Annotated in this window: 20 protein-coding genes; 5 read left to right on the forward strand and 15 right to left on the reverse strand. The window is 70.6% G+C overall.

The genetic code is table 11. The features are described from left to right. Positions 1-80: 80 nt before the first annotated feature. Positions 81-320 carry a heavy-metal-associated domain-containing protein gene (locus ABZY89_RS27605; RefSeq protein WP_355232396.1) on the forward strand — a complete coding sequence of 80 codons (240 nt, stop codon included), beginning with the start codon at positions 81-83 and terminating at the stop codon, positions 318-320. A gap of 732 nt (positions 321-1,052) precedes the next feature. Here the strand turns inward: ABZY89_RS27605 and acs are convergent. Genes acs through ABZY89_RS27620 form a run of 3 tightly spaced genes read right to left on the reverse strand, consistent with a single transcriptional unit; the run spans position 1,053 to position 4,934 of the window. Next, on the reverse strand, positions 1,053-3,026 hold the full coding sequence (gene acs / locus ABZY89_RS27610; RefSeq protein ID WP_355232397.1) for an acetate--CoA ligase: 1,974 nt from the start codon (positions 3,024-3,026) through the stop codon (positions 1,053-1,055). After that, positions 3,001-3,411 (reverse strand): DUF779 domain-containing protein, encoded by a 411-nt coding sequence (locus tag ABZY89_RS27615; protein ID WP_355232398.1) that lies wholly within the window; start codon positions 3,409-3,411, stop codon positions 3,001-3,003. The genes acs and ABZY89_RS27615 overlap by 26 nt, the downstream gene beginning before the upstream one ends. After that, positions 3,411-4,934 carry an aldehyde dehydrogenase family protein gene (locus tag ABZY89_RS27620; RefSeq protein WP_355232399.1) on the reverse strand — a complete coding sequence of 508 codons (1,524 nt, stop codon included), beginning with the start codon at positions 4,932-4,934 and terminating at the stop codon, positions 3,411-3,413. The genes ABZY89_RS27615 and ABZY89_RS27620 overlap by 1 nt, the downstream gene beginning before the upstream one ends. Positions 4,935-5,101: 167 nt before the next feature. On the opposite strand from ABZY89_RS27620, the gene ABZY89_RS27625 reads away from it, so the two are divergent. From ABZY89_RS27625 to ABZY89_RS27640, 4 genes are read left to right on the forward strand one after another with little or no spacing between them, the layout of a single operon-like run. Continuing rightward, positions 5,102-6,313 carry a GAF domain-containing protein gene (locus ABZY89_RS27625; protein ID WP_355232400.1) on the forward strand — a complete coding sequence of 404 codons (1,212 nt, stop codon included), beginning with the start codon at positions 5,102-5,104 and terminating at the stop codon, positions 6,311-6,313. 1 nt (position 6,314) lies between these two features. Next, positions 6,315-7,559, forward strand: a complete 1,245-nt coding sequence (locus ABZY89_RS27630; protein ID WP_355232401.1) for an iron-containing alcohol dehydrogenase — start codon at positions 6,315-6,317, stop codon at positions 7,557-7,559. Positions 7,560-7,569: 10 nt separating this feature from the next. Then, on the forward strand, positions 7,570-8,937 hold the full coding sequence (locus tag ABZY89_RS27635; RefSeq protein WP_355232402.1) for a histidine kinase: 1,368 nt from the start codon (positions 7,570-7,572) through the stop codon (positions 8,935-8,937). 19 nt (positions 8,938-8,956) lie between these two features. Next, entirely contained in the window at positions 8,957-9,658 is a 702-nt protein-coding gene (locus ABZY89_RS27640) for a response regulator transcription factor (protein WP_355232403.1), read from the forward strand. Positions 9,659-9,676: 18 nt separating this feature from the next. Here the strand turns inward: ABZY89_RS27640 and ABZY89_RS27645 are convergent, their stop codons facing one another. The 12 genes from ABZY89_RS27645 to mftA form a co-directional block, all read right to left on the reverse strand. After that, complete coding sequence (locus tag ABZY89_RS27645) at positions 9,677-10,276, reverse strand: acetate uptake transporter (protein ID WP_355232404.1); 600 nt, start codon at positions 10,274-10,276, stop codon at positions 9,677-9,679. Between the two features lie 244 nt (positions 10,277-10,520). Next, complete coding sequence (gene mftM / locus ABZY89_RS27650; protein WP_355232405.1) at positions 10,521-11,441, reverse strand: mycofactocin oligosaccharide methyltransferase MftM; 921 nt, start codon at positions 11,439-11,441, stop codon at positions 10,521-10,523. Then, entirely contained in the window at positions 11,438-12,958 is a 1,521-nt protein-coding gene (locus tag ABZY89_RS27655; RefSeq protein ID WP_355232406.1) for a VWA domain-containing protein, read from the reverse strand. The genes mftM and ABZY89_RS27655 overlap by 4 nt, the downstream gene beginning before the upstream one ends. A 19-nt stretch (positions 12,959-12,977) precedes the next feature. Next, entirely contained in the window at positions 12,978-14,162 is a 1,185-nt protein-coding gene (locus ABZY89_RS27660; protein ID WP_355232407.1) for a MoxR family ATPase, read from the reverse strand. Between the two features lie 94 nt (positions 14,163-14,256). After that, positions 14,257-15,549, reverse strand: a complete 1,293-nt coding sequence (gene mdo, locus ABZY89_RS27665; protein ID WP_160026054.1) for an NDMA-dependent methanol dehydrogenase — start codon at positions 15,547-15,549, stop codon at positions 14,257-14,259. Positions 15,550-15,650: 101 nt separating this feature from the next. Continuing rightward, positions 15,651-17,057, reverse strand: a complete 1,407-nt coding sequence (mftF, locus tag ABZY89_RS27670; protein ID WP_355232408.1) for a mycofactocin biosynthesis glycosyltransferase MftF — start codon at positions 17,055-17,057, stop codon at positions 15,651-15,653. Continuing rightward, complete coding sequence (locus ABZY89_RS27675) at positions 17,054-17,842, reverse strand: mycofactocin-coupled SDR family oxidoreductase (protein WP_355232409.1); 789 nt, start codon at positions 17,840-17,842, stop codon at positions 17,054-17,056. The genes mftF and ABZY89_RS27675 overlap by 4 nt, the downstream gene beginning before the upstream one ends. Continuing rightward, positions 17,839-18,534 (reverse strand): mycofactocin biosynthesis peptidyl-dipeptidase MftE, encoded by a 696-nt coding sequence (gene mftE / locus ABZY89_RS27680; protein ID WP_355232410.1) that lies wholly within the window; start codon positions 18,532-18,534, stop codon positions 17,839-17,841. Before mftE ends, ABZY89_RS27675 begins: the two co-directional genes overlap by 4 nt. Next, positions 18,518-19,720, reverse strand: coding sequence for a pre-mycofactocin synthase MftD (gene mftD / locus ABZY89_RS27685; protein ID WP_355232411.1), 1,203 nt, complete (start codon positions 19,718-19,720; stop codon positions 18,518-18,520). Before mftD ends, mftE begins: the two co-directional genes overlap by 17 nt. Next, the gene (mftC, locus tag ABZY89_RS27690; protein ID WP_355232412.1) at positions 19,717-20,949 is read right to left on the reverse strand and encodes a mycofactocin radical SAM maturase; all 1,233 of its coding nucleotides are present in this window, start codon (positions 20,947-20,949) and stop codon (positions 19,717-19,719) included. The genes mftD and mftC overlap by 4 nt, the downstream gene beginning before the upstream one ends. Beyond that, complete coding sequence (gene mftB, locus ABZY89_RS27695; protein ID WP_141802063.1) at positions 20,946-21,230, reverse strand: mycofactocin biosynthesis chaperone MftB; 285 nt, start codon at positions 21,228-21,230, stop codon at positions 20,946-20,948. Before mftB ends, mftC begins: the two co-directional genes overlap by 4 nt. After that, positions 21,230-21,322 carry a mycofactocin precursor MftA gene (mftA, locus tag ABZY89_RS27700; RefSeq protein ID WP_141802062.1) on the reverse strand — a complete coding sequence of 31 codons (93 nt, stop codon included), beginning with the start codon at positions 21,320-21,322 and terminating at the stop codon, positions 21,230-21,232. Before mftA ends, mftB begins: the two co-directional genes overlap by 1 nt. Positions 21,323-21,344 lie beyond the last annotated feature (22 nt).

Raw genomic sequence — 21,344 nt, forward strand, 5'->3', positions numbered from 1 at the left:
GTGGGTCGCAGGCCCTTGATCGCGTTCTGCGGGCGGACTCGACGAGGAGCTCGTACGCCAGGCTTGGTCGGCGACCTCTGATGACCAACTCCTGGAGTTGGACCGCCATGCAGACCATCCAGCTGTACGTCGAGGGCATGCGTTGCCCTCGATGCGTCCGTGAGGCCACGGCTCGGCTCCGGGACCTCCCCGGGGTCGCCACGCTCACCGCCGACCGCGACACCGGCCAGATCACCGTGACCGGGGAGGTCTCGGCCGCCGATCTGCTCGACGCACTGGCCGGCAGCAGCTTCACGGCAAGCGTGCGTCCGCGGGGATGAACTCCTCGCGGTGTCATCTGCACCTGGCCGCCGCCGATGTCTCGATGATCCGAACCCCTTCACGCCTACCCGCGACACTCACACCACCGGTCGGACCTCGAACTGATCTCCGACTTGCTCTATCCGGTTACCGACAAGCCGGCGTACCGCCTCGAAGTCCCTCGCAGCGAACCGCTCCTGTGGATCAGCGACGCCGTGTGCTGGTGTCACCAACGAGGCGGCCGCTGGATCGACGCGGCTCGGCCGCTGGTCGTTGATGTCCGCCAACTCGTGGTCTGACACTCCGAGGTGTTCGGAAACATGTCGACCTCAGAAATGGCGCGAGCCCGGCTCATCCACCGTCCGGAAGACTGCCGGGCTTACTTCGCGGGCCTACAAGGCCGTTGCGATCACGACTTTACAGGTTCAGCCTGCAAAGGAGTAGCGCCCCGAGCGCAGCCAGCGCGGACCGGTCACGGGGTCCTCAGGATTCCCGACACGGTGCGAGTCGGGCGGGCCGCAGCGGAACAGGCAGGGCACCACCGGCGGATGTCCTCGGACCGCAGATTCCAGAACGCGTGCCAACCCAGGGCCGGCGCACCGCAGAGGGTCACCTGGGTGCCGAGCCGCTTGAGATGCGCCTCGCCCCACGGCGCAGGATCCCTCGTCCCCGTAGGCTGGCGGTGCCTGGCCACGACGATCCAGCTGCGCCCGATCGTCCTGGGGTCGACGCCTGTGACGGGCACGGCCATCTCATCCCTCCGCGGCTGCGGCGTGTTCGGCGTCGCGGTTCGCGATCAGAGCCATGACGCTCGGATCGCTCAGCGTGGTGGTGTCGCCGACATCTCGGCCCTCGGCGACATCGCGCAGGAGGCGGCGCATGATCTTTCCGGACCGCGTCTTGGGCAGCTCCGGGACGATCGTGATCTGCCGCGGCTTGGCAATGGCACCGATCTCCTTGGCCACATGGTTGCGTAGCTCCTGGATCAGCGCCTCGCCGGTGTTGCCGTCTCCCAAGCGCAGGATCACGTAGGCGACGACCGCCTGGCCGGTGGTCTCGTCGGCGGCGCCGACGACAGCTGCCTCGGCGATCCGCGGGTGGGAGACCAGGGCGGACTCGATCTCGCTCGTGGAGAGGCGGTGGCCGGACACGTTCATCACGTCGTCGACGCGGCCCAGGATCCAGATGTCGCCGTCCTCGTCCTTCTTGGCCCCATCGCCGGCGAAGTAGTAGCCGAGGTCCGCGAAGCGGGTCCAGTACGTCTCGACGAAGCGGTCGTCGTCCTGCCACAACGTACGCAGCATGGCGGGCCACGGCTTGGTGAGAACCAGGTAGCCGCTCGACCCGTTCGGCACCGAGCGACCCTCCTCGTCGACCACGTCGGCGCCGATGCCGGGCAGCGGCCGCATCGCCGAGCCGGGCTTGCCGGCGGTGACCCCGGGGAGGGGACTGATCATCATCTGACCGGTCTCGGTCTGCCACCAGGTGTCGACGACGGGGCAGCGGTCGCCGCCGATGACGTTGCGGTACCAGAGGTACGCCTCGGGGTTGATCGGCTCGCCGACCGAGCCGAGGAGCCGCAACGAGGTGAGGTCGTACCTGTCCGGGATCTCGCGTCCCCACTTCATGAACGTCCGGACCGCCGTCGGGGCGGTGTAGAAGAGGGTCACGCCGTACCGCTCGATGACCTCCCACCAGCGACCCCGGTGAGGGCTGTCCGGAGTGCCCTCGTAGAGCACCTGGGTGACGCCGTTGGCGAGCGGACCGTAGACGATGTAGCTGTGTCCGGTGACCCAGCCGATGTCGGCGGTGCACCAGTAGACGTCCGTCTCCGGCTTGAGGTCGAACACGGCATGGTGCGTGTAGGCCGCGCCGGTCAGGTAGCCGCCGGTGGTGTGCAGGATGCCCTTGGGCTTCCCGGTCGTGCCCGAGGAGTACATGACGTACAGCGGGTGCTCGGCGTCGAACGCCTCCGGCGTGTGTTCGGGCGAAGCGCTGTCGACGACGTCGTGCCACCACAGGTCGGTGGCGTCGTCGAAGGGCACGTACTCCCCGGTGCGGCGTACGACGAGGACGTGGTCGACCGGGCTCCGGCCGCCCAGCCGGGCAAGTGCGGCATCGACGGCCGGCTTCAGCGACGACGGAGCCCCGCGGCGGTAGCCGCCGTCGGAGGTGATGACCAGCTTGGCTCGGCAGTCCTCGATCCTGGAGGCGAGGGCCTCGGCCGAGAACCCGCCGAAGACCACGGTGTGGGTGGCCCCGATGCGGGCACAGGCCAGCATCGCGACGATGGCCTCGGGGATCATCGGCAGGTAGATCGCGACCAGGTCGCCACTGACCACTCCGAGGTCGGTCAGCGCGTTGGCGGCCCGGGACACCTCGTCCTTGAGATCGGCGTAGGTGATGTCCCGGGTGTCACCGGGCTCGCCGACGAAGTGGAAGGCCACCTTGTCGCCGCGACCGGCCTCGACGTGCCGGTCGACGCAGTTGTACGCCGCGTTGAGCTTCCCGTCCGCGAACCACCGCGCGTTGGGTGCGTCGGACCAGTCCAGCACCTCGGTGAACGGCTCGGCCCAGGTCAGACGCCCTGCCTGCTCGGCCCAGAAGCCCTCGAGGTCGGACTCGGCCCGGGCGTACGCCTCTTCGGTGACGTTGGAGGCAGCGGCCAGGTCGGCCGGTGGCTCGAAGCGGGTCGGATGGTCAGTGCTGAGCAGTTTCTCGGTCAAGGCGCTGTGCCTCCTCGTCTGTGAACAGTCGCGACCGGATCAGGAACCGCACGCCCTCGGGCGCCTCCAGGGAGAACCCGGCGCCGCGTCCGGGGACGACGTCGATGGTGAGATGGGTGTGTGACCAGTACTCGAACTGCGAGCGCGACATCCAGACCGGCACCTGCTGGTCCAGCGCGATGTCCAGGTCGCCCAGGTGGATGTCGGCGTCGCCGAGCATGAAGTCGCCGTCCGGGTAGCACATCGGCGCGGAGCCGTCGCAGCATCCACCGGACTGGTGGAACATGACCGGCCCGTGGATACCGACGAGGCGGCGGAGAAGGTCCGCCGCCCCGTCGGTCACGGCGACCCGCGCCGGAAGGGAGGAGGCGTGGGTCGCGCTCATCAGAAGAACCCGAGTGCGTCGGGGCTGTAGCTGACGAGCAGGTTCTTGGTCTGCTGGTAGTGGTCCAGCATCATCTTGTGGGTCTCGCGGCCGATGCCGGACTGCTTGTAGCCCCCGAAGGCCGCGTGGGCCGGGTAGGCGTGGTAGCAGTTCGTCCAGACCCGGCCGGCCTTGATCTCCTTGCCGGCGCGGAAGGCCTGCGACCCGTCGCGCGACCAGACGCCGGCGCCGAGGCCGTACAGGGTGTCGTTGGCGACCTTGAGGGCGTCGGCCTCGTCGTCGAAGCCGGTCAGCGACACGACCGGTCCGAAGATCTCCTCCTGGAAGATCCGCATCGAGTTGTCGCCCTCGAAGACGGTCGGCTGTACGTAGTAGCCCTCGGCGAGGTCTCCCTCGAGGATGGTCCGCTCACCACCGGTGAGGATCTTGGCGCCCTCGTCCTTGCCGATCTCGATGTAGGACAGGATCTTCTCGAGCTGGTCGTTGCTGGCCTGCGCGCCGATCATCGTGGTGTCGTCGAGCGGGTTGCCCTGCTTGATCTTCTCGACCCGGGCGATGGCATCGCCGACGAAGTCGGAGTACATCGAGCGCTGGACGAGCGCACGCGACGGGCAGGTGCAGACCTCGCCCTGGTTGAGGGCGAACATCGTGAAGCCCTCGAGCGCCTTGTCGTAGAAGGCGTCCTTCTCCGCGGCGACGGAGTCGAAGAAGATGTTCGGGCTCTTGCCGCCAAGCTCCAGGGTCACCGGGATGATGTTCTGGCTGGCGTACTGCATGATCAGGCGGCCGGTCGTGGTCTCGCCGGTGAAGGCGACCTTGGCGACCCGCGGCGAGGAGGCGAGCGGCTTGCCGGCCTCGACGCCGAAGCCGTTGACGACGTTGAGCACTCCGGCGGGGAGCAGGTCGCCGACGAGCTCGACCAGCTTGAGGATCGACCAGGGCGTCTGCTCGGCGGGCTTCAGGACCACGCAGTTGCCCGCGGCGAGCGCCGGGGCGAGCTTCCAGACCGCCATCAGGATCGGGAAGTTCCACGGGATGATCTGGCCGACGACGCCCAGCGGCTCGTGGAAGTGGTACGCCACGGTGTTCTCGTCGATCTCACCGATGGTGCCCTCCTGGGCACGCAGCACGCCGGCGAAGTAGCGGAAGTGGTCGATGGCGAGCGGGATGTCGGCGGCCAGCGTCTCGCGGACCGGCTTGCCGTTCTCCCAGGTTTCGGCGACGGCGATCGCGGTGAGGTTCTCCTCCATCACGTCGGCGATCTTGAGCAGGATGTTGGCCCGCTCCGTCGTCGAGGTCTTCCCCCACGACGGAGCGGCAGCATGTGCGGCGTCCAGGGCGGCCTCGATGTCCTCGGCCGTACCCCGGGCGATCTCGGTGAACGGCTTGCCGTTCACCGGGGAGATGTTTTCGAAGTAGGCACCCTTGACCGGGTCGACCCAGGCGCCGCCGATGTAGTGGCCGTAGCGGCCTTGGACGGTGACCAGCGAGTCGGGCTGGCCGGGAGCTGTGTATACGGTCATCGGGATTTCTCCTCAGGCAGTTCAGGCATTGGGGCGTGATCGTGGTCACAGACGCTAGGAACGCTGAGGTTGCAGCGACGTTGCGGTCACCGGACGTGGACGAAGATCGACGGATGCAACGTGAATGCAACCTTCAAATGTGACTCTCATCACTTGAGGAGGTCCGGATGAACGATACGAAGCAGAGCCCCTCCATGCGTGCAGCCGTGGCGGACTCGTGGCACCGATCCGCCGCCGCCGGGGTGACCGCAGATGACGCGCACGCGCCGATCACCCTCCCCGAGGACGAGCTCCAGGACGTACGCTCCGCCCATCCGCTGGCACGCGTGTTCCCGCTCCTCGACGACGTGCTCGGGCAGGCGGCGCGCGACTGCGACGCGATCATGGCCGTCTCGGACGAGGCCGGTCAGCTGCTCTGGGTGTGCGGTGCTCCCGCGGCGCTCCGGCGCGCGGAGCGGATCGGCTTCGTCGAGGGGAGCAACTGGGACGAGCGCCTCGCCGGCACGAACGCACCCGGGCTCGCGCTCCGGCTCGACCGGCCGACCAGCGTCGTCGCCGCGGAGCACTTCCGGCGCTCGGTGCAGCAGTGGAGCTGCGCCGCCACCCCGATCCACGACCCGGGCGACTCGCGCCTGCTCGGCGTCCTCGACATCACCGGAGGAGACTCCATCGTCGTACCCCAGACGATGGCGATGGTGCGCGCCACCGCGAGGCTCGCGGAGTCCGAGCTCGCCCGAGAGCAGCTGCTGCCGAGGCAGCCCGAGACCCGGCCCGGCTGGGCACGCATCGCCGTGGAGACCCTGGGCCGTCAGGACCTGCTGCTGTCGATCGACGACGGCCGTGGGCATCGCGCGCAGCTGCGGCTCTCACCACGCCACAGCGAGATCTTCCTGCTCCTCGCCAGCGCCCCGCGCGGCCTCTCGGGCGACGAGCTCGCGGTCCTGCTCTACGAGGACGACGGCGGCTCCTCGACGCTGCGCGCCGAGCTGAACCGGCTGCGCAACCTGCTCGGCGAGGAGTTCCTCGCCTCCCGGCCCTACCGGCTCACGACCGAGGTGACCGGCGACTGGCTGGGCGTCGAGGCACGGCTCGCCGTGGGCGACGTCGCCGGCGCGCTCCGCTGCTATCGCGGCCCCATCCTGCCGCGCTCCGTCGCGCCGGGCGTGGTCCGGCTCCGCGAGACGCTGGCCCAGCAGCTCCGCGCGGCGGTGCTGCAGTCGGGTCAGCCCGACCTGGTCTCGACGTGGACCCGGTCCGCGTGGGGCGCCGACGACTACGAGATGTGGCTCCGGCTCCGGACCCTGCTGCCGTCCGGCTCGCCGTTGCTGGCCCTCGCCGACGGCCAGATCGCCCGGCTGGACCGCGAGGTCGGTCTCTGAGATGACGGCTGGAGTAGCGGCGACGACGGCGGTGATGGCGCGCAGCTGGGAGGCGGCTCCCCGACAGGAGCAGGTCCCGCCGGCCTATGCTCCGCTCGACCAGGTGGTGAAGTTCCAGGCTCCCGAGGTGGTCTTCGGGCACAACTCGCTCGAGGAGGCGGGCTACGCCGCTGCCCGGCTCGGGGCCAGACGACCGTTCGTCGTCAGCGATCCCGGCATCGTCGAGGCCGGCTGGGTCGACGAGCTGCTCCGGCTGCTCCGAGCCGAGGGCCTCGTCCCGGTGCTGTGGACCGAGGTCACGCCGAACCCCAAGGACCACGAGGTACGCCGCGCCTACGAGCGGTACGTCGAGGCCGAGGCCGACGTCATCGTGGCCATCGGCGGCGGATCCTGCATGGATGCGGCGAAGGGTGTCGCGGTGCTGTCGGGCAACGGCGGCGACATCCTCGACTACGCCGGGATCGACCAGATCGCCCGGCCGATCCCGCCGATGCTGATGATCCCGAGCACCTCGGGGACCGGGGCCGACGTCTCCCAGTTCTGCATCGTCACCGACACCGACCGTCGGGTGAAGATCACGATCATGGGTCGCGCCCTGGTGCCCGACGTCTCGATCACCGACCCCCGGCTGCTGACCACGATGCCGGAGGCGCTCAACGCCGCGACCGGCCTGGACGCACTGACCCACGGCATCGAGTCGTACGTCTCGCTGGCACACAACCCGCTGGCCGACGGGCACGCGATGAGCTCGGTCGCGTTGGTCTGCCGGCATCTGCGCTCGACCGTCACCGACCCGACCGCGATGGAGCACCGCGCGATGATGGCGCAGGCGAGCCTGCAGGCCGGCCTGGCCTTCACCAACGCGATCCTCGGCGCGACCCACGCGATGAGCCACCAGGTCGGTGGACTGCTCGATGCCCCGCACGGCGTGGTCAACGGCGTCCTGCTCCCGCACGTCATCCGCTACAACGCGCGCTCGGTCCCCGAACGGTTCGTCGGCCTCGCCAGAGCCGCCGGCCTGCCGGTCGACGGCGTCCCCGGAGACGTCGCGGCCGAGATGCTGGCCGACCACGTCAGGCGCCTGGCCGACGACGTCGGCGTACCCCGGCGGCTGCGGGACCTGGGCGTCACCGACACCGATCTCGACACGCTGTCGGTGACCACCCTCGACGACGCCTGTCTGACGACGAACCCGCGACCGGCGAGCCGCGCCGAGATCCACGCGCTCTTCCGAGAAGCATTGTGAAGGCGATCCAGTGAGCGCACCCGACCTGGCAGCCCTGACCGGCGTACGTTCCGGCAAGCGGTCCTACTATCGCGCCTTCCTGCGCTCCGACGAGCGCATGCAGCAGGCCGTACGCGCCATGGACTCGATCTCGCGGGCGCTGGTGCGCACGGTCGAGGGCCCGCGGGCGCTCCTGGAGGAGGTGGCCCGCGCCGCCGCGGTGCACCTGGCCGCGGAGTGGACGATCCTGGCGCTGGCCGACGGCCACCTGACCGGCGCCAGGCCGCGGTTCATCATCGTCGGCCACGACGGCCGGGTGGTCGGTGACGAGGAGGAGCTCCCCGGAGTCGTACGTCGCGAGCTCGGCGCGATCCGGGCCGGGCACGCGACCGGTGCGCCGGGGCCGGCACGCTGGGTGCGGGTGCCGATGACGCTGGAGAGCGTCATGATCGGCAGCCTGGTCGGTCTCCACGGGCTCGCCGACGACCCGGAGCCTGGCGACCTGTCGGTGCTGCGGATCCTGGCCAACGAGGCCGCCGTGGCGCTGCACACCTCCGAGCAGTATCAGGCCGGGCTCTCCCAGCACCGCCGCGCCCAGCGGCTCTACGACGAGGTCGGTGCCCGCGAGCGGGACCTCGAGCAGCGGACCCGCGAGCTGCGCCAGGCCGAGGAGCGGCTGCTGGTGGCACACCAGCGGGAGCTGGTCGACCACGAGCGTCACCGCATCGCGCGGGAGCTGCACGACAGCGTCACCCAGTTCGTGCTCTCGGCGGGGATGTCGGTGGAGGTCGCCCGGGGCGAGACGGAGGAGCTCGGGCCGGCCGGCGAGCGGATCGCCGAGCTCCTCGGCACCGCCAAGCAGCTCACCCAGGACGCCGTCGAACAGCTCCGCCGGGCGATCTACGCCCTGCACCAGCCGCATCGCGACACGGTCTCCTCGCTGCCCGAGCTGCTGCACGAGGTCGCCGAGCACCACCGTCCTCACCTGGACGTGTCGGTGCGGGTGGAGGGCGAGGTGTACCCGATGCCCGCGGAGGCGAAGCACGACATCGCCCGTGCGGTCGGCGAGGCACTCTTCAACGTGGCGATCCATGCCGAGGCCACCCAGGCGGTGCTCCGGCTCCGCTACCGCAAGCACGAGCTCTACGTCGGGGTCGCCGACGACGGCCGTGGGGATCCGGGCCTGCTCGCCCGGAAGCTGCGGCTCGAGCGCGGCGCCTCGATCGACGGCCGACACCGTGGCCTCGCGAACATCGAGACCCGGATCGGCGAGCTCGGTGGCACCGTCGCGTTCCGGCGCTCGCGCCTCGGTGGTGTCCGGGTGGAGCTCCGGGTGCCGCTGCCCGTCGTGGATCGCGGCCGAGGAACGATCTGCGGGCTCATCGCGGACCCGCAGTAGCCGCTTCGAGGAGGAACCGATGAACACGCTCAGCCCGCCCCAGGCGGCCCCGACCCAGGCCGCGGCCGAGACCCAGGCCACAGCCGGCATCGACGTACTGCTGGTCGATGATCACGCGATCGTCCGTCAGGGTCTGCGGTCGATCCTGGAGCGCGAGCCCGGCCTCCGGGTCGTCGCGGAGGCGGCGACGGCAGCCGAGGCGCTGGCCCGGGTCAACAGCGCTCGTCCGGACATCGTGCTGCTCGACCTGAAGCTCTCCTCGTCCTCTGACGCCGAGGGGCTCGAGCTGTGCGCCGCGCTGACCCAGCGACACCCGGAGGCGCTGATCCTCGTGCTGACCACGTTCCTGGACGAGCAGCTGGTGATGCAGGCGATCCGCGCCGGCGCCCGTGGCTATGTCGTCAAGGACGTCGACACCACCGGGCTGGTCCGGGCTATCCGGGACGTCGCGAGCGGCGGAAGCGCCTTCGACGCGCGCTCCGCGGCGGCGATGATCCGTGGCGTGAACATGCCGGTGACCAGCGACGACTCCGAGCTCACCGCGCGCGAGCTCGAGGTGCTGGAGCTGCTCGCGCACGGGCTGTCGAACCGTGCCATCGGCCACCGGCTCTACATCTCCGACACCACCGCCAAGTTCCACGTGGGCAACATCCTGCGGAAGCTGGGCGTCAGCCGCCGGGCCGAGGCGGTGTACGAGGCGTCCAAGCTCGGCCTCCTCTGACCCGGCGGCCAGGTCACGTCACGGCACAGGCAGGACGGTGCGGTCCCAGGTCGTGTTCACGATGATCGCGGCGGAGGCGTAGAGCGCGACCAGGGCGTCGAGGATCAGCACATAGCCGGCGGTCTGACCGAGACCGGCACTGCCGAGGAACGACCCGAAGGCCGCGAGGTAGAAGACCCCGGCCAGGAGCACGAAGATCACGATCGTGGTGGTGTTGGTGCGGAGCGCGGCCAACAGCATGTACGTGGTGAACACCGCCCACGCCAGCAGGAACATCCCCGTGATCGCGGCCCCGCCCGCGGTCACCATCGGGCCGTAGAACTGCACCAGCAGGGCGTAGGAGAGCCAGAACCCGGCGTACGCGGTGAAGACCAGGGCCGGGAACGTCTCGCCGCGCCGGAAGTGGACCAGGCCGGCCACGAGCTCCGTCGCGAAGCCCAGCGCCAGCGCGAGGGGCAGGACGGCCGGCAGCGCAGCCGCGTCCACGATCCCCGACATCACGGTGGCCAGGACGAGCGCCGAGATCCCGAAGCTGGCCAGCCCGAGCGGGAACGGGTCGCCCCAGGTCGGTGCGGCGCTCTGCGTGGTGTCCAGTGCATCGATGGATGTGTTCGTCATCGGTTCCTCCAAGGGTTCAACCGTCGTCCGGCTGGGCCACGGTTCTCACAAAGTAGTGACGTACGACACATCGACGGACCCGCCGAGTGGGCGGTAGCGCACCTGCCCGCGGGTAGCCCTCCAGCACGGTCGCGTGCGGCCGACGGGCAGGTCGGACCAGGCTTTGACCAGGCCTGACGCGGCGCCGGAAGGACGACTGCCCGTCCGCGTCGCCGACGGACAGGTCGCCACCGGAGAGGCGCGATCAGCGGTCGGTGTCGATGACGAGCCAGCCACCGTGGTGCTCGACGACCCGGTGCGGGTGTCCCGAGGCCGCGCCCCAGGCGGCGAGGTCGTCCAACGAGACCGTTCGGACGTGTCCCCAGGTCTCGTCGGGCTCGTCCTCGAGGGGTACGGCGATCACCACGCGGCGTCGCGCCACCCGAATCGCCTCCGCGACGGCGCGGTCGCCTAGGCCCGGCTCGATGTGTTCGAGGAGATGGATCAGCAGCACGTTGTCGGCGGCCGAGTCCGACCACGGCAGCCGGGTTGCGTCGGCGGCTCGGGTGGCCAGCGGCACCTCCAGCCGGGCCGCCGCGGCACTGAGCAGCGTGACGGTGCCGGCGGAAAGGTCCGAGGCGGTGACGGCGCGTCCGGCAGAGGCCAGTCGAAGCGAGAGGAACCCGAAGCAGCAACCGACCTCGAGGACCGAGCCGGGCGCCAGCTGCTGCTCGACGAAGCGGTAGACCGGGGCGTACTCGGCGACGGTTCCGTGAGCCGGGGCGGCAGGACCGGGCCGGTGCAGCGCCTGCTCCACGCGGCGCAGCGTGTTGCGGTAGAACGCCGCCCAGGCCTGCTCCGGGTCCGGAGCGCTGCTGACTACGACCCCGGTGAAGAGCCGCTCGAAGAGGTCCGGGCCGCGCAGCCAACCGGGCTGGAACAGCTCCTCGGCCAGCAGGCCGGAGAGGTCGTCATCGATCTGGTCCGTACGCAGGCAGTGGATCAGATGGACCTGATGGCCCTCGCGGTGTACGTCGAAATGGCGGGTGCGGATCGTCCCGAGATGGCGCCGCGGTCGTGGGCCGTGCCAGGCCCGGACACTGACGAGCTCGTCGCGGTAGACCCCGGCCTCGGGACCGGGTCGCAGCGCGTCGATCACGTACAGCTCGCCGGGCGGCGTGGTCATCGGCCGACCGACATCGTCTGGGTGACGTTGTCGAGCCCGCGCAGGTTGCGTACGACCTGGACCTTGTCGCACCACTCCGCGTACTCCGGCAGGTCACAGCCGCCGAGCGCCCACGAGTAGCGCGGCTCGGGGGTGAGCCAGATCGTCGACCGGGCGCGCCGGGTGAGCTCCTCGAAGGCGGCGAAGCCGGGATCCTTGCCGTTGCCGCGGCCGTCGCCGAGGATCACCAGCGTGGTCCGCCGGTTCACAGCCGAGCCGAACTGCTCGAGGAACTGCTCGAAGCTGGCGCCGTAGTCCGAGTCCGCGTCCACGTCGAGCACTCCGCCCGCCGGCAGGCCCGCCAGCACCAGGGACAGCGCGTCCTCGATCCGGTGCTCGGCGAAGAGGTCGGTGATCTCCACCAGGTCCTTCACGAACGCGAAGGACCGAACGGACGTGGCGACCGATTGCAGGCTGTGCAGCAGGTGCAGCGTGAAGCGGGCGGTGGAGCGTACGGACAGGGAGACGTCGCACAGGACGAGCAGCCGGGGCCGGTCGTGCGCCTTGGCGACGGTCACCGGCCGGAACGGCACCCCGTCGTACTTCATGTTGGTGCGCATCGTCCGCCGGCCGTCGACGATGCCGCGGGCCGCGACCGTACGTCGCGGGCGCGGGGCTCCGTGGAGCTTCCTGAGCAACCGGCGCAGCGACTCCTCCAGCGCGGCCCGGTCGTGCTCGGCCACGGTCTCGGCCTGCGCCGCCTGGATCTCCCGCGACTCGATCTCGCGCTCCATGCTCATCAACCGCTCGAGGTGGTCCCGGATCCGCTCGGGAAGCGAGGCCAGCCACGGGGAGAGCGCCTTGCGCAGCTCCGCGAGGTCATCGTCCTCGTCGATGCCGCTGTCGGGTTCGCGCTCCTCGAGCCAGCTCAGCAGCGCGATCTCCTCCTGCACGGACAGCTCGGTGTCGAGCTGCATCCCGCCGTCCCGGATCAGCTCGCCCGGGTTGCCGGGGTTGTGCATCCGGCTGGTCGAGAGCTGGACCCGCGCAGCCTCCCCGGGGCTCGACTTCGGGTCGTTGGAGAGGACGATCTCGTCGGTGAGCGCGGCGATGTCGATCTTGTTCGCCTCCTGGTGGAGGTTGTAGCGCTGCGCCATGTCCTCGGGCTTGAAGTACTCCTTGATGTCGTCCGGCTTGCCGTGGCTGTGCCCGTCCTCGGGCACCTCGCCCGGCTCCTCGGAGAGCGTGAAGTCGGTGAGGTCGCCCTCGTCGGAGAGGTCGTCGTGGGTGTGCCCGTGGTCGTCCTGCTCGTCGACGACCGGTCGCAGCCCGAAGAACCGGTCGAAGACCAGGTCGAACGTGGCCAGGTCGCGGCGGTCCTTGACCAGGCTCGCGGACAGCGCGGCGTGGAGCACGTGGCGCTGCTCGAGCACCCCCGGTTGGGCGACCGCGTGCATCGCGTCGATCACCTCGGCGGTGCTGACGCGTACGCCGTAGAGCCGGAGCAGCCGGATGAAGCGGTGGAGTGCGGTCTCCATATCGGGCCCCGATCCCGGCTCAGACCGGACGCTTGCGGGCCGACGGGAACGCCCGGCTGCCCTGGCTGGTGGACACCGCTGGTGCCGTACGCGGTCCGGTGCCGCGGGCCCCGCCGTAGTAGCCCACGTTGTGCCGGCCGGGCTGGTCCTTCGCCTTCCGCTCGGCGCGGCCGTCGACGTCGTCGTCGTGATCCTCGGTGGACGGAACGTGGGAGTGGCCGTGACCATGCCCGTGTCCGTGGCTGTGCAGGTGGTCGGGGACCTCGGCGTTCGGGTCGACCAGCCGCGGCAGCGCCTCCATCACCCGCTTCAGGTCGCGCTCGTACTTCACCACGACGTTGAGGGTGGTCGAGAGCACGTCGGCGGTGAGCTCCTCGACGCCGAGCACGGCCAGCGTCCGGGCCCAGTCGACGGTCTCGGAGATGCTGGGTGCCTTGCGCAGCTCGAGCTCGCGGATGCCGCGGACGATGTCGACGAGGCGCGCGGCGAGGGAGTCGGCGAGCCCGGTCTCCTTGGACCGGATGATCTCCAGCTCACGGGTCGCGTCGGGGTAGTCGAGGAAGAGGTGCAGGCACCGGCGCTTGAGCGCGGCGGAGAGGTCGCGGGTGTTGTTCGAGGTCAGGACGACGTACGGCATCGTTCTCGCGGTCACCGTGCCGATCTCGGGGATGGAGATCTGGAACTCCGCGAGCAGCTCCAGCAGCACCGCCTCCAGGGCCTCGTCGGCCCGGTCGACCTCGTCGATGAGGAGGACCACCGGGGTGTCGGAGTCGATCGCCTCGAGCAGCGGCCGCGCGGCCAGGAACCGCTGCGAGAAGAACACCGAGTCCTGCTTGGCGATCCTCTCGACGGCCTCGTTCAGGTCGGCGGCGTCCTCGACGACCTGGCCGATCTTCTCGCGCAGGATCTGGGTGTAGAGGAGCTGCTTGCCATAGTCCCACTCGTAGAGCGCCTTGGTCTCGTCCTGGCCCTCGTAGCACTGCAGCCGGATCAGGCGCCGTCCGGTCGCGGCGGCCAGGCTCTCGGCCAGCTGGGTCTTGCCGACGCCCGCCGGGCCCTCGAGCAGGACCGGCTTCTCCAGCCGCGTCTGCAGGAAGACCGTGGTGGCGAGCCGGTCGTCGGCGAGGTAGCCGCACGTCGCCAGCTGGGCGCGGGTGTTCTCGACGTCGGTGAAGCCCTGGATCGGTTCGGTGGTGGTCGACACGTGCACTCCTCGAGGTGGTGGATGGGGCGAGGTGGCGGGTCCGGCTGGTGTTCTCAGCGGGCCGGACCCGCCACGGATCGATCGGCAGGGACGATCAGCCGAGCAGGTCGTCCAGGTCGCCGTTGAGGCAGTGGTCGACCACCGGACGTACGGTCTCGAACGTGCACTCCTTGGCGTTGCCCGGCGTGCAGGCGTCACCCAGGACGTGGTTGGTGATCCGGTCGACGTCCGTGTCGTCGCCGACGATCTCCTTGGCGTTCTCGTAGTACGCGGTCGGCCCCTGGCCGAGCCGGTTCTTCGAGTACGTGTCCTGCTTGACGTCGACGAACCGCTCGGTGATGCCGACGTCGCGCAGCAGGCGGATGGCCGCGGCGAGCGCCGCGTCGGCGGCCTGCACGTCGGTCATGCCGTGGGTGTCGACACCCATCGCGCGAGCGATGTCGGCGAACCGCTTGTAGTGCGTGGGCATGTTGAACGCCCACACCCGCGGCAGCGCGATCGCGTTGTTGAGGCCGTGGTGGGTGTCGTAGAACGCGCTGATGGCGTGGCTGATCGAGTGGATGATGCCGAGGCCGCCGGAGTTGAACGCCTGAGCAGCGATGTACTGGGCGTACATCATCCCCTCGCGGCCACCGAGGTCCTGACCGTTCCAGACCGCCTGCCGCAGGTTCTCCGAGGTCAGCTTGATCGCGTGCAGCGCGTTGCCGAGCGAGGGCTGGAAGTTGATCCGGGAGACGTACGGCTCGCTGGCGTGGGCCAGGACGTCGAAGCCGCACTGCGCGGTGTAGTCGACCGGGCAGTCGAAGTAGAGCACCGGGTCGTCGATCGCCAGGCTGGCCACCGAGGCGTCGTCGAAGGCGACGTACTTGTGCGGGTTGTCCGGGTCGGTGGTGGTGTCGGTGATGACGTACGCCCAGGACGTCTCGGACCCGGTGCCGGCCGTCGTCGAGACGGCGATGTGCGGCGGGTTCTTCGGGTTCTCGGACATGTTGAAGCCCTCGAACTCGTTGACGTTGCGGCCGTCGTGGGCGACCGAGATGCGCGCGCCCTTGCAGGCGTCGTGCGACGAGCCGCCGCCGATGGAGACGAACGAGTCGCACTCGTTCTCCTGGTAGAGCTTCACCGAGTCCATGACGTTGTAGTCCTTGGGATTGGACTCGACCTTGTCGTACACGACGACCTCGAGGCCGTGGTACTTCATCGACTCGACGATCTTGGTGACGATGTCCGTGCCGCGGAGACCGGACGTCATCACGAGGGTCTTGCGGAAGCCCATCTTCAGAGCCTCGGGCCCGATCATCTCGTGAGCGCCGGGGCCCATGAGGGCTCGGGGGAACGGGTGGAACTCCTTGATGGGGAAGGGCTTGAGTAGTTCGTCGACCTGCATGGCAAACCTCCGTTGGTGTGTGACGCTCAGCACATTAGGTACGCCGACAGAGCCGCGAACAGGCGAGGAACGGGAAACAGGCCACCCCGGGAGGGGCCGACCTACCCGTTGGGAGAGGTGCCTCCCTGGCCGGTCTTCTGGCCAGGTCTGCGCGGCAGCAGACAGGTCACCGAACGGGCTCTGATCGCGCCGGCCCACAGCCCTGCGCCGTACGCCAGGTCGTCGAGCCGCCGGGCCAGCGGCCGGTATCTCGTGCCGGGGTTGTCGACCTGGGCGACGACCACGTCGACGACCAGGGAGGCGGCGAGGGCGCGCCGCAGGAGCTTGCTGTGCGGGGCGAGCAGCGCGGCCAGCGGCCACCAGTGCCGCAGCAGCAGCGCGGCCTCCTGGCGGACCGTCCAGCCTAGGCCCTGGGCGCAGAGCTGGACCGCGAGCCGGTCCCGTCCCGGCGTCTCCGGCAGCCGCCTTCGCAGCGACAAGACGCCATATGCGATCCCGGCCGCGGCGACGGGGAGGGACCACCGGCGATGCACGATCAGCGCGGCCGCGGTGGCCGCCATGCTCGCGGTCATCACCGCCGGAGCGCCCTTGCGGCCGTGCCGCACGGCGAGGTCGGCGCCGCCGGTCCCGTAGAGGTACTTGCGGCCCAGCCAGCCGCGGATCGTGGTGCGGGTGTCGTGCCAGGCCACCTGCTCCGGGTCGTAGCGGACGACCTCGCCGGCCTCGACCAGCCGCCAGACCAGGTCGACGTCCTCGCCCACGCGCATCGTCTCCTCGAACCCCGCACCGAGCCGGTCCGTACGCCCCACCAGGCAGGCGCTGGGCAGCCAGCCCACCGCCGCCCCGGGACGTACGACGCAGGCGCGGGTGCCGAGGGCGAGGGAGGAGTCGTCCTCGTCGAAGCGCTCGAACCACCGCGGCGCCCGGCTGCGGGCGCGGCTGCGGACCAGCGGCGCCACCAGCGCGACGCGGCTGTCGGCGAAGTGGCGGGAGAGCCTCAGGAGCGTGCTCGCCTCGACCGTGACGTCGGAGTCGACAAAGGCCACGTAGCGGGTGCGCACCGCACGCAGGCCGGCGTTGCGGGCCCCGGCCGGGCCGAGGTTCTCCGACAGCTTCACGAGGTGCGCGCCGTGGCGGCAGGCGACCCTCGCGACGGCATCCGGATCGAGCGAGGCGTCGTCGACGACGATGCGATGGAGGCCCTTCAGCGGCTCGAGCGCACGGTCGAGCTGGTCGGACCGGTCGCGCACCGGGATCACGACGCTGAGCTCCGCAGGCGCCACGCCGGGCCCGTCGAGCACCGGATCGGCCAGGTTGCCGTCGACGAGCCTGGCGGCGAGCGCGTCGGTGGTCGCGTCGGCCACGGCGACCTCGCCGTCGGTGACGAGTCCGAGCGCGGCGTCGGTGAGCCGGACGGCGCGCAGCGGCGACCCACCGACCAGCAGGCGCCCGTCGACGCGGCGTACGTCAGAGCGGATGCGGGCGCGGAAGCCGATCGGGTATCTCATCCGCCGAAGCCTCCGTCCGCGTGCACGACGCTGCCGTTGAGGGCGGCGCCCTCGGGTGAGCAGCAGAGAGCGATGGCCGCGACGACCTCGTCGGGGTCGAGGGGCCGGCGCAGCAGCTGATGGGCGGCCAGGTCGGCCACGGTGGTGCCGGGGTAGAGCGCGGCGGTCTGCCGCAGCATGTCGGTCGCGGTCGCCCCCGGCGAGACCGCGACGGCCGTGACTCCTGTGCCGACGAGGTCGGCGGCGAGGCCCTTCACCGCGCCGACGACGGCGTGCTTGACCATCGTGTAGCCGGCGAGCCGGAACAGCCCGTGGCTGCCGGCCGTCGACGCGACGGCGACGAAGCGGCAGCGCCGCGGGTCCGGTCCGCGCAGCATCGCCGGCACCGCCGCCGCGGCCAGGTTCCACACGCCTCGCGCATCGGTGTCCCACAGCAGCGCGAGCTCCTCGTCCGGCGTCTCCCACAGCGGTCGGCCGCCGGCGACCACGGCCGCCGCGGCCACCGCGACATCGACGCGCCCCCAGCGTTCCTCGGCGCAAGCCACCGCGGCGACGAGCGCCTCACGGTCGCGGACGTCGGCGACGTACGTCCCGACCTCCGGCCACCCGGCGGCGACGGCCTCGAGGTCGCCGGTCGTGGGCAAGGGATACGGCGCCGCATCCGGTCCGGCACAGGCGTCCGCGGCGAGCACGGCGTAGCCGGCCGCCGCCAGTCGGCGGACCGTGGCCGCACCGATTCCCCGAGCTGCCCCGGTGACGACCGCCACCGGGCGGGAGGTGCTCATCCCACTGCCACGCCGCCGGGAGCCAGCACGTCCATGGTGGTCTGCTCGATCATCATGGTCAGCACCTCGGCTCCTTGCGCGGCCGTGGCCCCGGTCGGGTCGCCGAGGACGCCGTTGGCGGAGACCGCCGCGACCCCGCCCGCTCGCATCGCCGGCAGGATCTCGGCGAGCGGCCGGGTGTCGCCGGGCTCGGCCATGTCCGTGCGTACTGACTCGGGCCGCAGATGCAGCATCAGGGACGTCTCGGTGCGGCCCGCGTGCAGGTCGAACTCCTCGGTGCGGCACGGCAGCCAGCACGCGGTCTGCCGCTCGAAGGCGAGCTGGTTGACCGCGCTGGTCAGCGCGGCGGCGTTGCCGCCGTGGCCGTTGACGAGCACGACCCGCTCCGCCCAGGTGCGGGCCGAGCGGACCAGCTCGACCACGACCAGGTGGAGCGCGTCGCTCCCGATCGACACGGTGCCGGCGAAGGACTGGTGCTCGCCGCTGGAGCCGATCGCGATCGGTGGCGCCACCCAGCTCTCGACACCCTGCTCCGCGAGCCGGTCGGCCACCCCCTGCGTGACCGCCGACGCGATGGTGGTGTCGGTGTCGAAGGGCAGGTGCGGGCCGTGCTGCTCCAGCGAGCCGACCGGCACCAGCAGGACGGTGCCCCTGCGCACCTGCGGCCAGGTGACGTCACCCAGTGTGTACATGGAAGCCGTCCGGGACGATCAGGTGCTCGGGGCTCAGCTCGGTGACCGACCCGAGCGCCAGCCCCCGCAGCGCCGAGTCGATGCCACCGCTCAGCACATCGAGGACGTTCTCGACCCCGGCCTGACCGTTGGCGGCCAGACCCCACAGATAGGCCCGGCCGATCAGCACCGCCTTCGCACCGAGCGCGAGCGCCTTCACGACGTCGGAGCCGCGGCGTACGCCTCCGTCCATCACCACGTCGACCTGGTCGCCGACGCGGTCGGCGATCGGCTTGACCATCCTGATCGCGGCCGGGGTGCCGTCGAGGTTGTTCCCGCCGTGGTTGGACACGGAGATGCCCGCGACCCCCGCATCGACGGCGCGGAGTGCGTCGTCGACCCGGCACACGCCCTTGAGCACGAACGGGGTGCCGCTGATCTGGTGCCACTGCTCGCGCATCCAGGCGACGTTCTCCCAGCTCGGCGGCGGGGTGGTCATCCACTCGTAGTAGGCACCGAAGAACGTCGGCGCGCTCCCGCCCGGCGGGGCGAGGTTCGGGGCGGTGAGATCGGGGAAGGAGCCCGTACGCCCGAACTGCCACGCCCACCGCGGCCTTGCCGCCACCTGCGGTGCCAGCCGCATCATCGTCCGCAGGTCGACCTTCTCCGGGATCTCGGGACTGCCCCAGTCGCGGCCCATCGAGAAGGACCAGTCGAGCGTGGCGATCAGGCCCTGGGCGCCGGCGGCGTGCGCCCGCTGCATGCGCTGCACGATCGTGTCGCGGTCGCCGGTCCAGTACATCTGGAAGAACGTGGTCGCGCCGGTCGCGGTCACCTCCTCCACCGACCTCGAGGCGAAGTTGGACAGGCCGATGATGGTGCCGCGGGCGGCGGCGGCGCGGGCGACCGCGACCTCACCGTCGGGATGTACGGCCTGGACCCCGGTCGGGCTGATCAGGACCGGCAGCGGGACGGAGTGACCGAAGACGGTGGTGCCCAGGTCGCGCTTGGCGTGCTGGCCGACGACGTGGGGCGCCCAGCCGAGCTCGGCGAAGGCGGACTGGTTGTCGGTCATGCTCTGGCCGCGCTCGGAGCCGGCGACAAGCGCACCGTAGACCGGCTTGGGCAGCCGGCGCCGGGCTCGTTCCTGAGCGACCGCGACCGACTCGAACCATGGGTTCCGTTTCCAGGGGTTCTCGAGCTTCACGACAGGTCACCTCCGGCGAGCGGGTCCTCGTTGCAGGCGGAGACGGGGCGCCGCCTGGTGGCGCCGAGGTTGAGCAGCACCGGTGCGTTGCGGCTGGCCTGGCTGCGCGAGTGGTCCTGGCTGGCCGCCGGCACCACTCGGTCGCCGGTGAGCGCCGCCTCGCCGTAGCCCTGGACGCACTCCGGGTCCGGGCCGTCCAGCGGCAGCCCGGTGAAGAACTTGGCCGCCATGCAGCCGCCGCGGCACGCGTCGAAGTGCTGGCACTTCGTGCAGGCTCCGCCGGTCTGCGGCGAGCGCAGCTCGGTGAACAGCGGCGAGGACTGCCACACCTCTTGGAAGCCGCCCTCACCGAGCAGGTTGCCGGCCAGGAACTGGTCGTGGATCGCGAACGGGCAGGCGTAGACGTCGCCGATCGGGTCGATCAGGCACACCACCCGCCCGGCGCCGCACAGGTTGAGCCCGGGCAGCGACTCACCGTAGGCGGCCAGGTGGAAGAAGGAGTCGCCGGTGAGGACGTCCTCGCCATGAGCCATCAGCCAGTCGTAGAGCTCGCGCTGCTGCTCGGGCAGCGGGTGCAGCTCGTCCCAGACGTCGGCGCCGCGACCCGACGGGCGCAGCCGGGTGAGGCGCAGGGTCGCGCCGTACTCGTCGGCGATGGCCTTGAAGTCGTCGAGCTGGCCGATGTTCTCGCGGGTGCAGACGACGGAGATCTTGGCGTCAGAGAAGCCGGCGTCGCGGAGGTTCCGCAGCGCCAGCAGCGCGGTGTCGTAGGAGCCGGCACCGCGTACACGGTCGTTGACCTCCGCCGTCGCGCCATCCAGGGAGATCTGTACGTCGACGTAGTCGGTCGAGGCCAGGAAGGCGGCGCGCTCGGGAGTGATCCGGAAGCCGTTGGTGGAGAACTTCACGCCGACCTGATGGTCGACGGCGTACTCCACGAGCTCCCAGAAGTCGGGGCGGATCGTCGGCTCACCGCCGCCGATGTTGACGTAGAAGATCTGCATGCGCTGCAGCTCGTCGATGACCGCCTTGCACTGCTCCGTACTGAGCTCGCGCGGGTCGCGCCGGCCGGAACTCGACAGGCAATGGGCGCACTCGAGGTTGCAGGCGTACGTCAGCTCCCAGGTCAGGCAGATCGGGGCGTCGAGACCGAACTCGAACTGCTCGACGAGGCTGCCGCCTGCGGGACGGGCCTTGGGAGTGGTGGGGCGTTCTGGTGCGAGGGTCACACTGCCTCCTCATGGCGGGGGCGGATCATGTCGGTCTCGGCGAGGGCGCGGAGCGCCGCTGCGTACGCGTCGTGCTGCTCCGGCGGGATGCCGGCCGCGTCGAGCGCGCTGCCGAGACGAGGGTGCTGCTCGAGGAGCCGGACCACCTCGACCAGCTCCGGCCGCTTGAGGAAGGTCAGCTTCCGGTTGCCGAAGTGGTAGGCGAGAGCCCCGAACGGCTCAGGACGCAGCGCCACCGATGGCGAGAGTGTCCACGGCTCCTCGAGCATGCGATCGGGCATCAGTAGACGCCGCACATTCCGTCGATCGAGACCTCCTCGATGAGGTCCTCGGTGGCGACGTCGGTCGGGTTCGACTCGTTCTGGGGTTCCATCTGCTGCTCCTCTCACGGGGTG

Origin of the sequence: Nocardioides sp. NPDC006303, assembly GCF_040613175.1 — a bacterium.
Taxonomy (GTDB): Bacteria; Actinomycetota; Actinomycetes; order Propionibacteriales; family Nocardioidaceae; genus Nocardioides.

Excerpts from the sequence above, each read along its gene's own strand:
- mftM (WP_355232405.1), bottom strand. The coding sequence starts at position 11,441 with ATGACCACGCCGCCCGGCGAGCTGTACGTGATCGACGCGCTGCGACCC.
- mftF (WP_355232408.1), bottom strand. The coding sequence starts at position 17,057 with ATGAGATACCCGATCGGCTTCCGCGCCCGCATCCGCTCTGACGTACGC.
- mftE (WP_355232410.1), bottom strand. The coding sequence starts at position 18,534 with ATGTACACACTGGGTGACGTCACCTGGCCGCAGGTGCGCAGGGGCACC.
- ABZY89_RS27605 (WP_355232396.1), top strand. The coding sequence starts at position 81 with ATGACCAACTCCTGGAGTTGGACCGCCATGCAGACCATCCAGCTGTAC.
- ABZY89_RS27630 (WP_355232401.1), top strand. The coding sequence starts at position 6,315 with ATGACGGCTGGAGTAGCGGCGACGACGGCGGTGATGGCGCGCAGCTGG.
- ABZY89_RS27640 (WP_355232403.1), top strand. The coding sequence starts at position 8,957 with ATGAACACGCTCAGCCCGCCCCAGGCGGCCCCGACCCAGGCCGCGGCC.
- mdo (WP_160026054.1), bottom strand. The coding sequence starts at position 15,549 with ATGCAGGTCGACGAACTACTCAAGCCCTTCCCCATCAAGGAGTTCCAC.
- mftA (WP_141802062.1), bottom strand. The coding sequence starts at position 21,322 with ATGGAACCCCAGAACGAGTCGAACCCGACCGACGTCGCCACCGAGGAC.
- ABZY89_RS27625 (WP_355232400.1), top strand. The coding sequence starts at position 5,102 with ATGAACGATACGAAGCAGAGCCCCTCCATGCGTGCAGCCGTGGCGGAC.
- ABZY89_RS27615 (WP_355232398.1), bottom strand. The coding sequence starts at position 3,411 with ATGAGCGCGACCCACGCCTCCTCCCTTCCGGCGCGGGTCGCCGTGACC.
- ABZY89_RS27620 (WP_355232399.1), bottom strand. The coding sequence starts at position 4,934 with ATGACCGTATACACAGCTCCCGGCCAGCCCGACTCGCTGGTCACCGTC.
- ABZY89_RS27675 (WP_355232409.1), bottom strand. The coding sequence starts at position 17,842 with ATGAGCACCTCCCGCCCGGTGGCGGTCGTCACCGGGGCAGCTCGGGGA.
- ABZY89_RS27645 (WP_355232404.1), bottom strand. The coding sequence starts at position 10,276 with ATGACGAACACATCCATCGATGCACTGGACACCACGCAGAGCGCCGCA.
- ABZY89_RS27655 (WP_355232406.1), bottom strand. The coding sequence starts at position 12,958 with ATGGAGACCGCACTCCACCGCTTCATCCGGCTGCTCCGGCTCTACGGC.
- mftB (WP_141802063.1), bottom strand. The coding sequence starts at position 21,230 with ATGCCCGATCGCATGCTCGAGGAGCCGTGGACACTCTCGCCATCGGTG.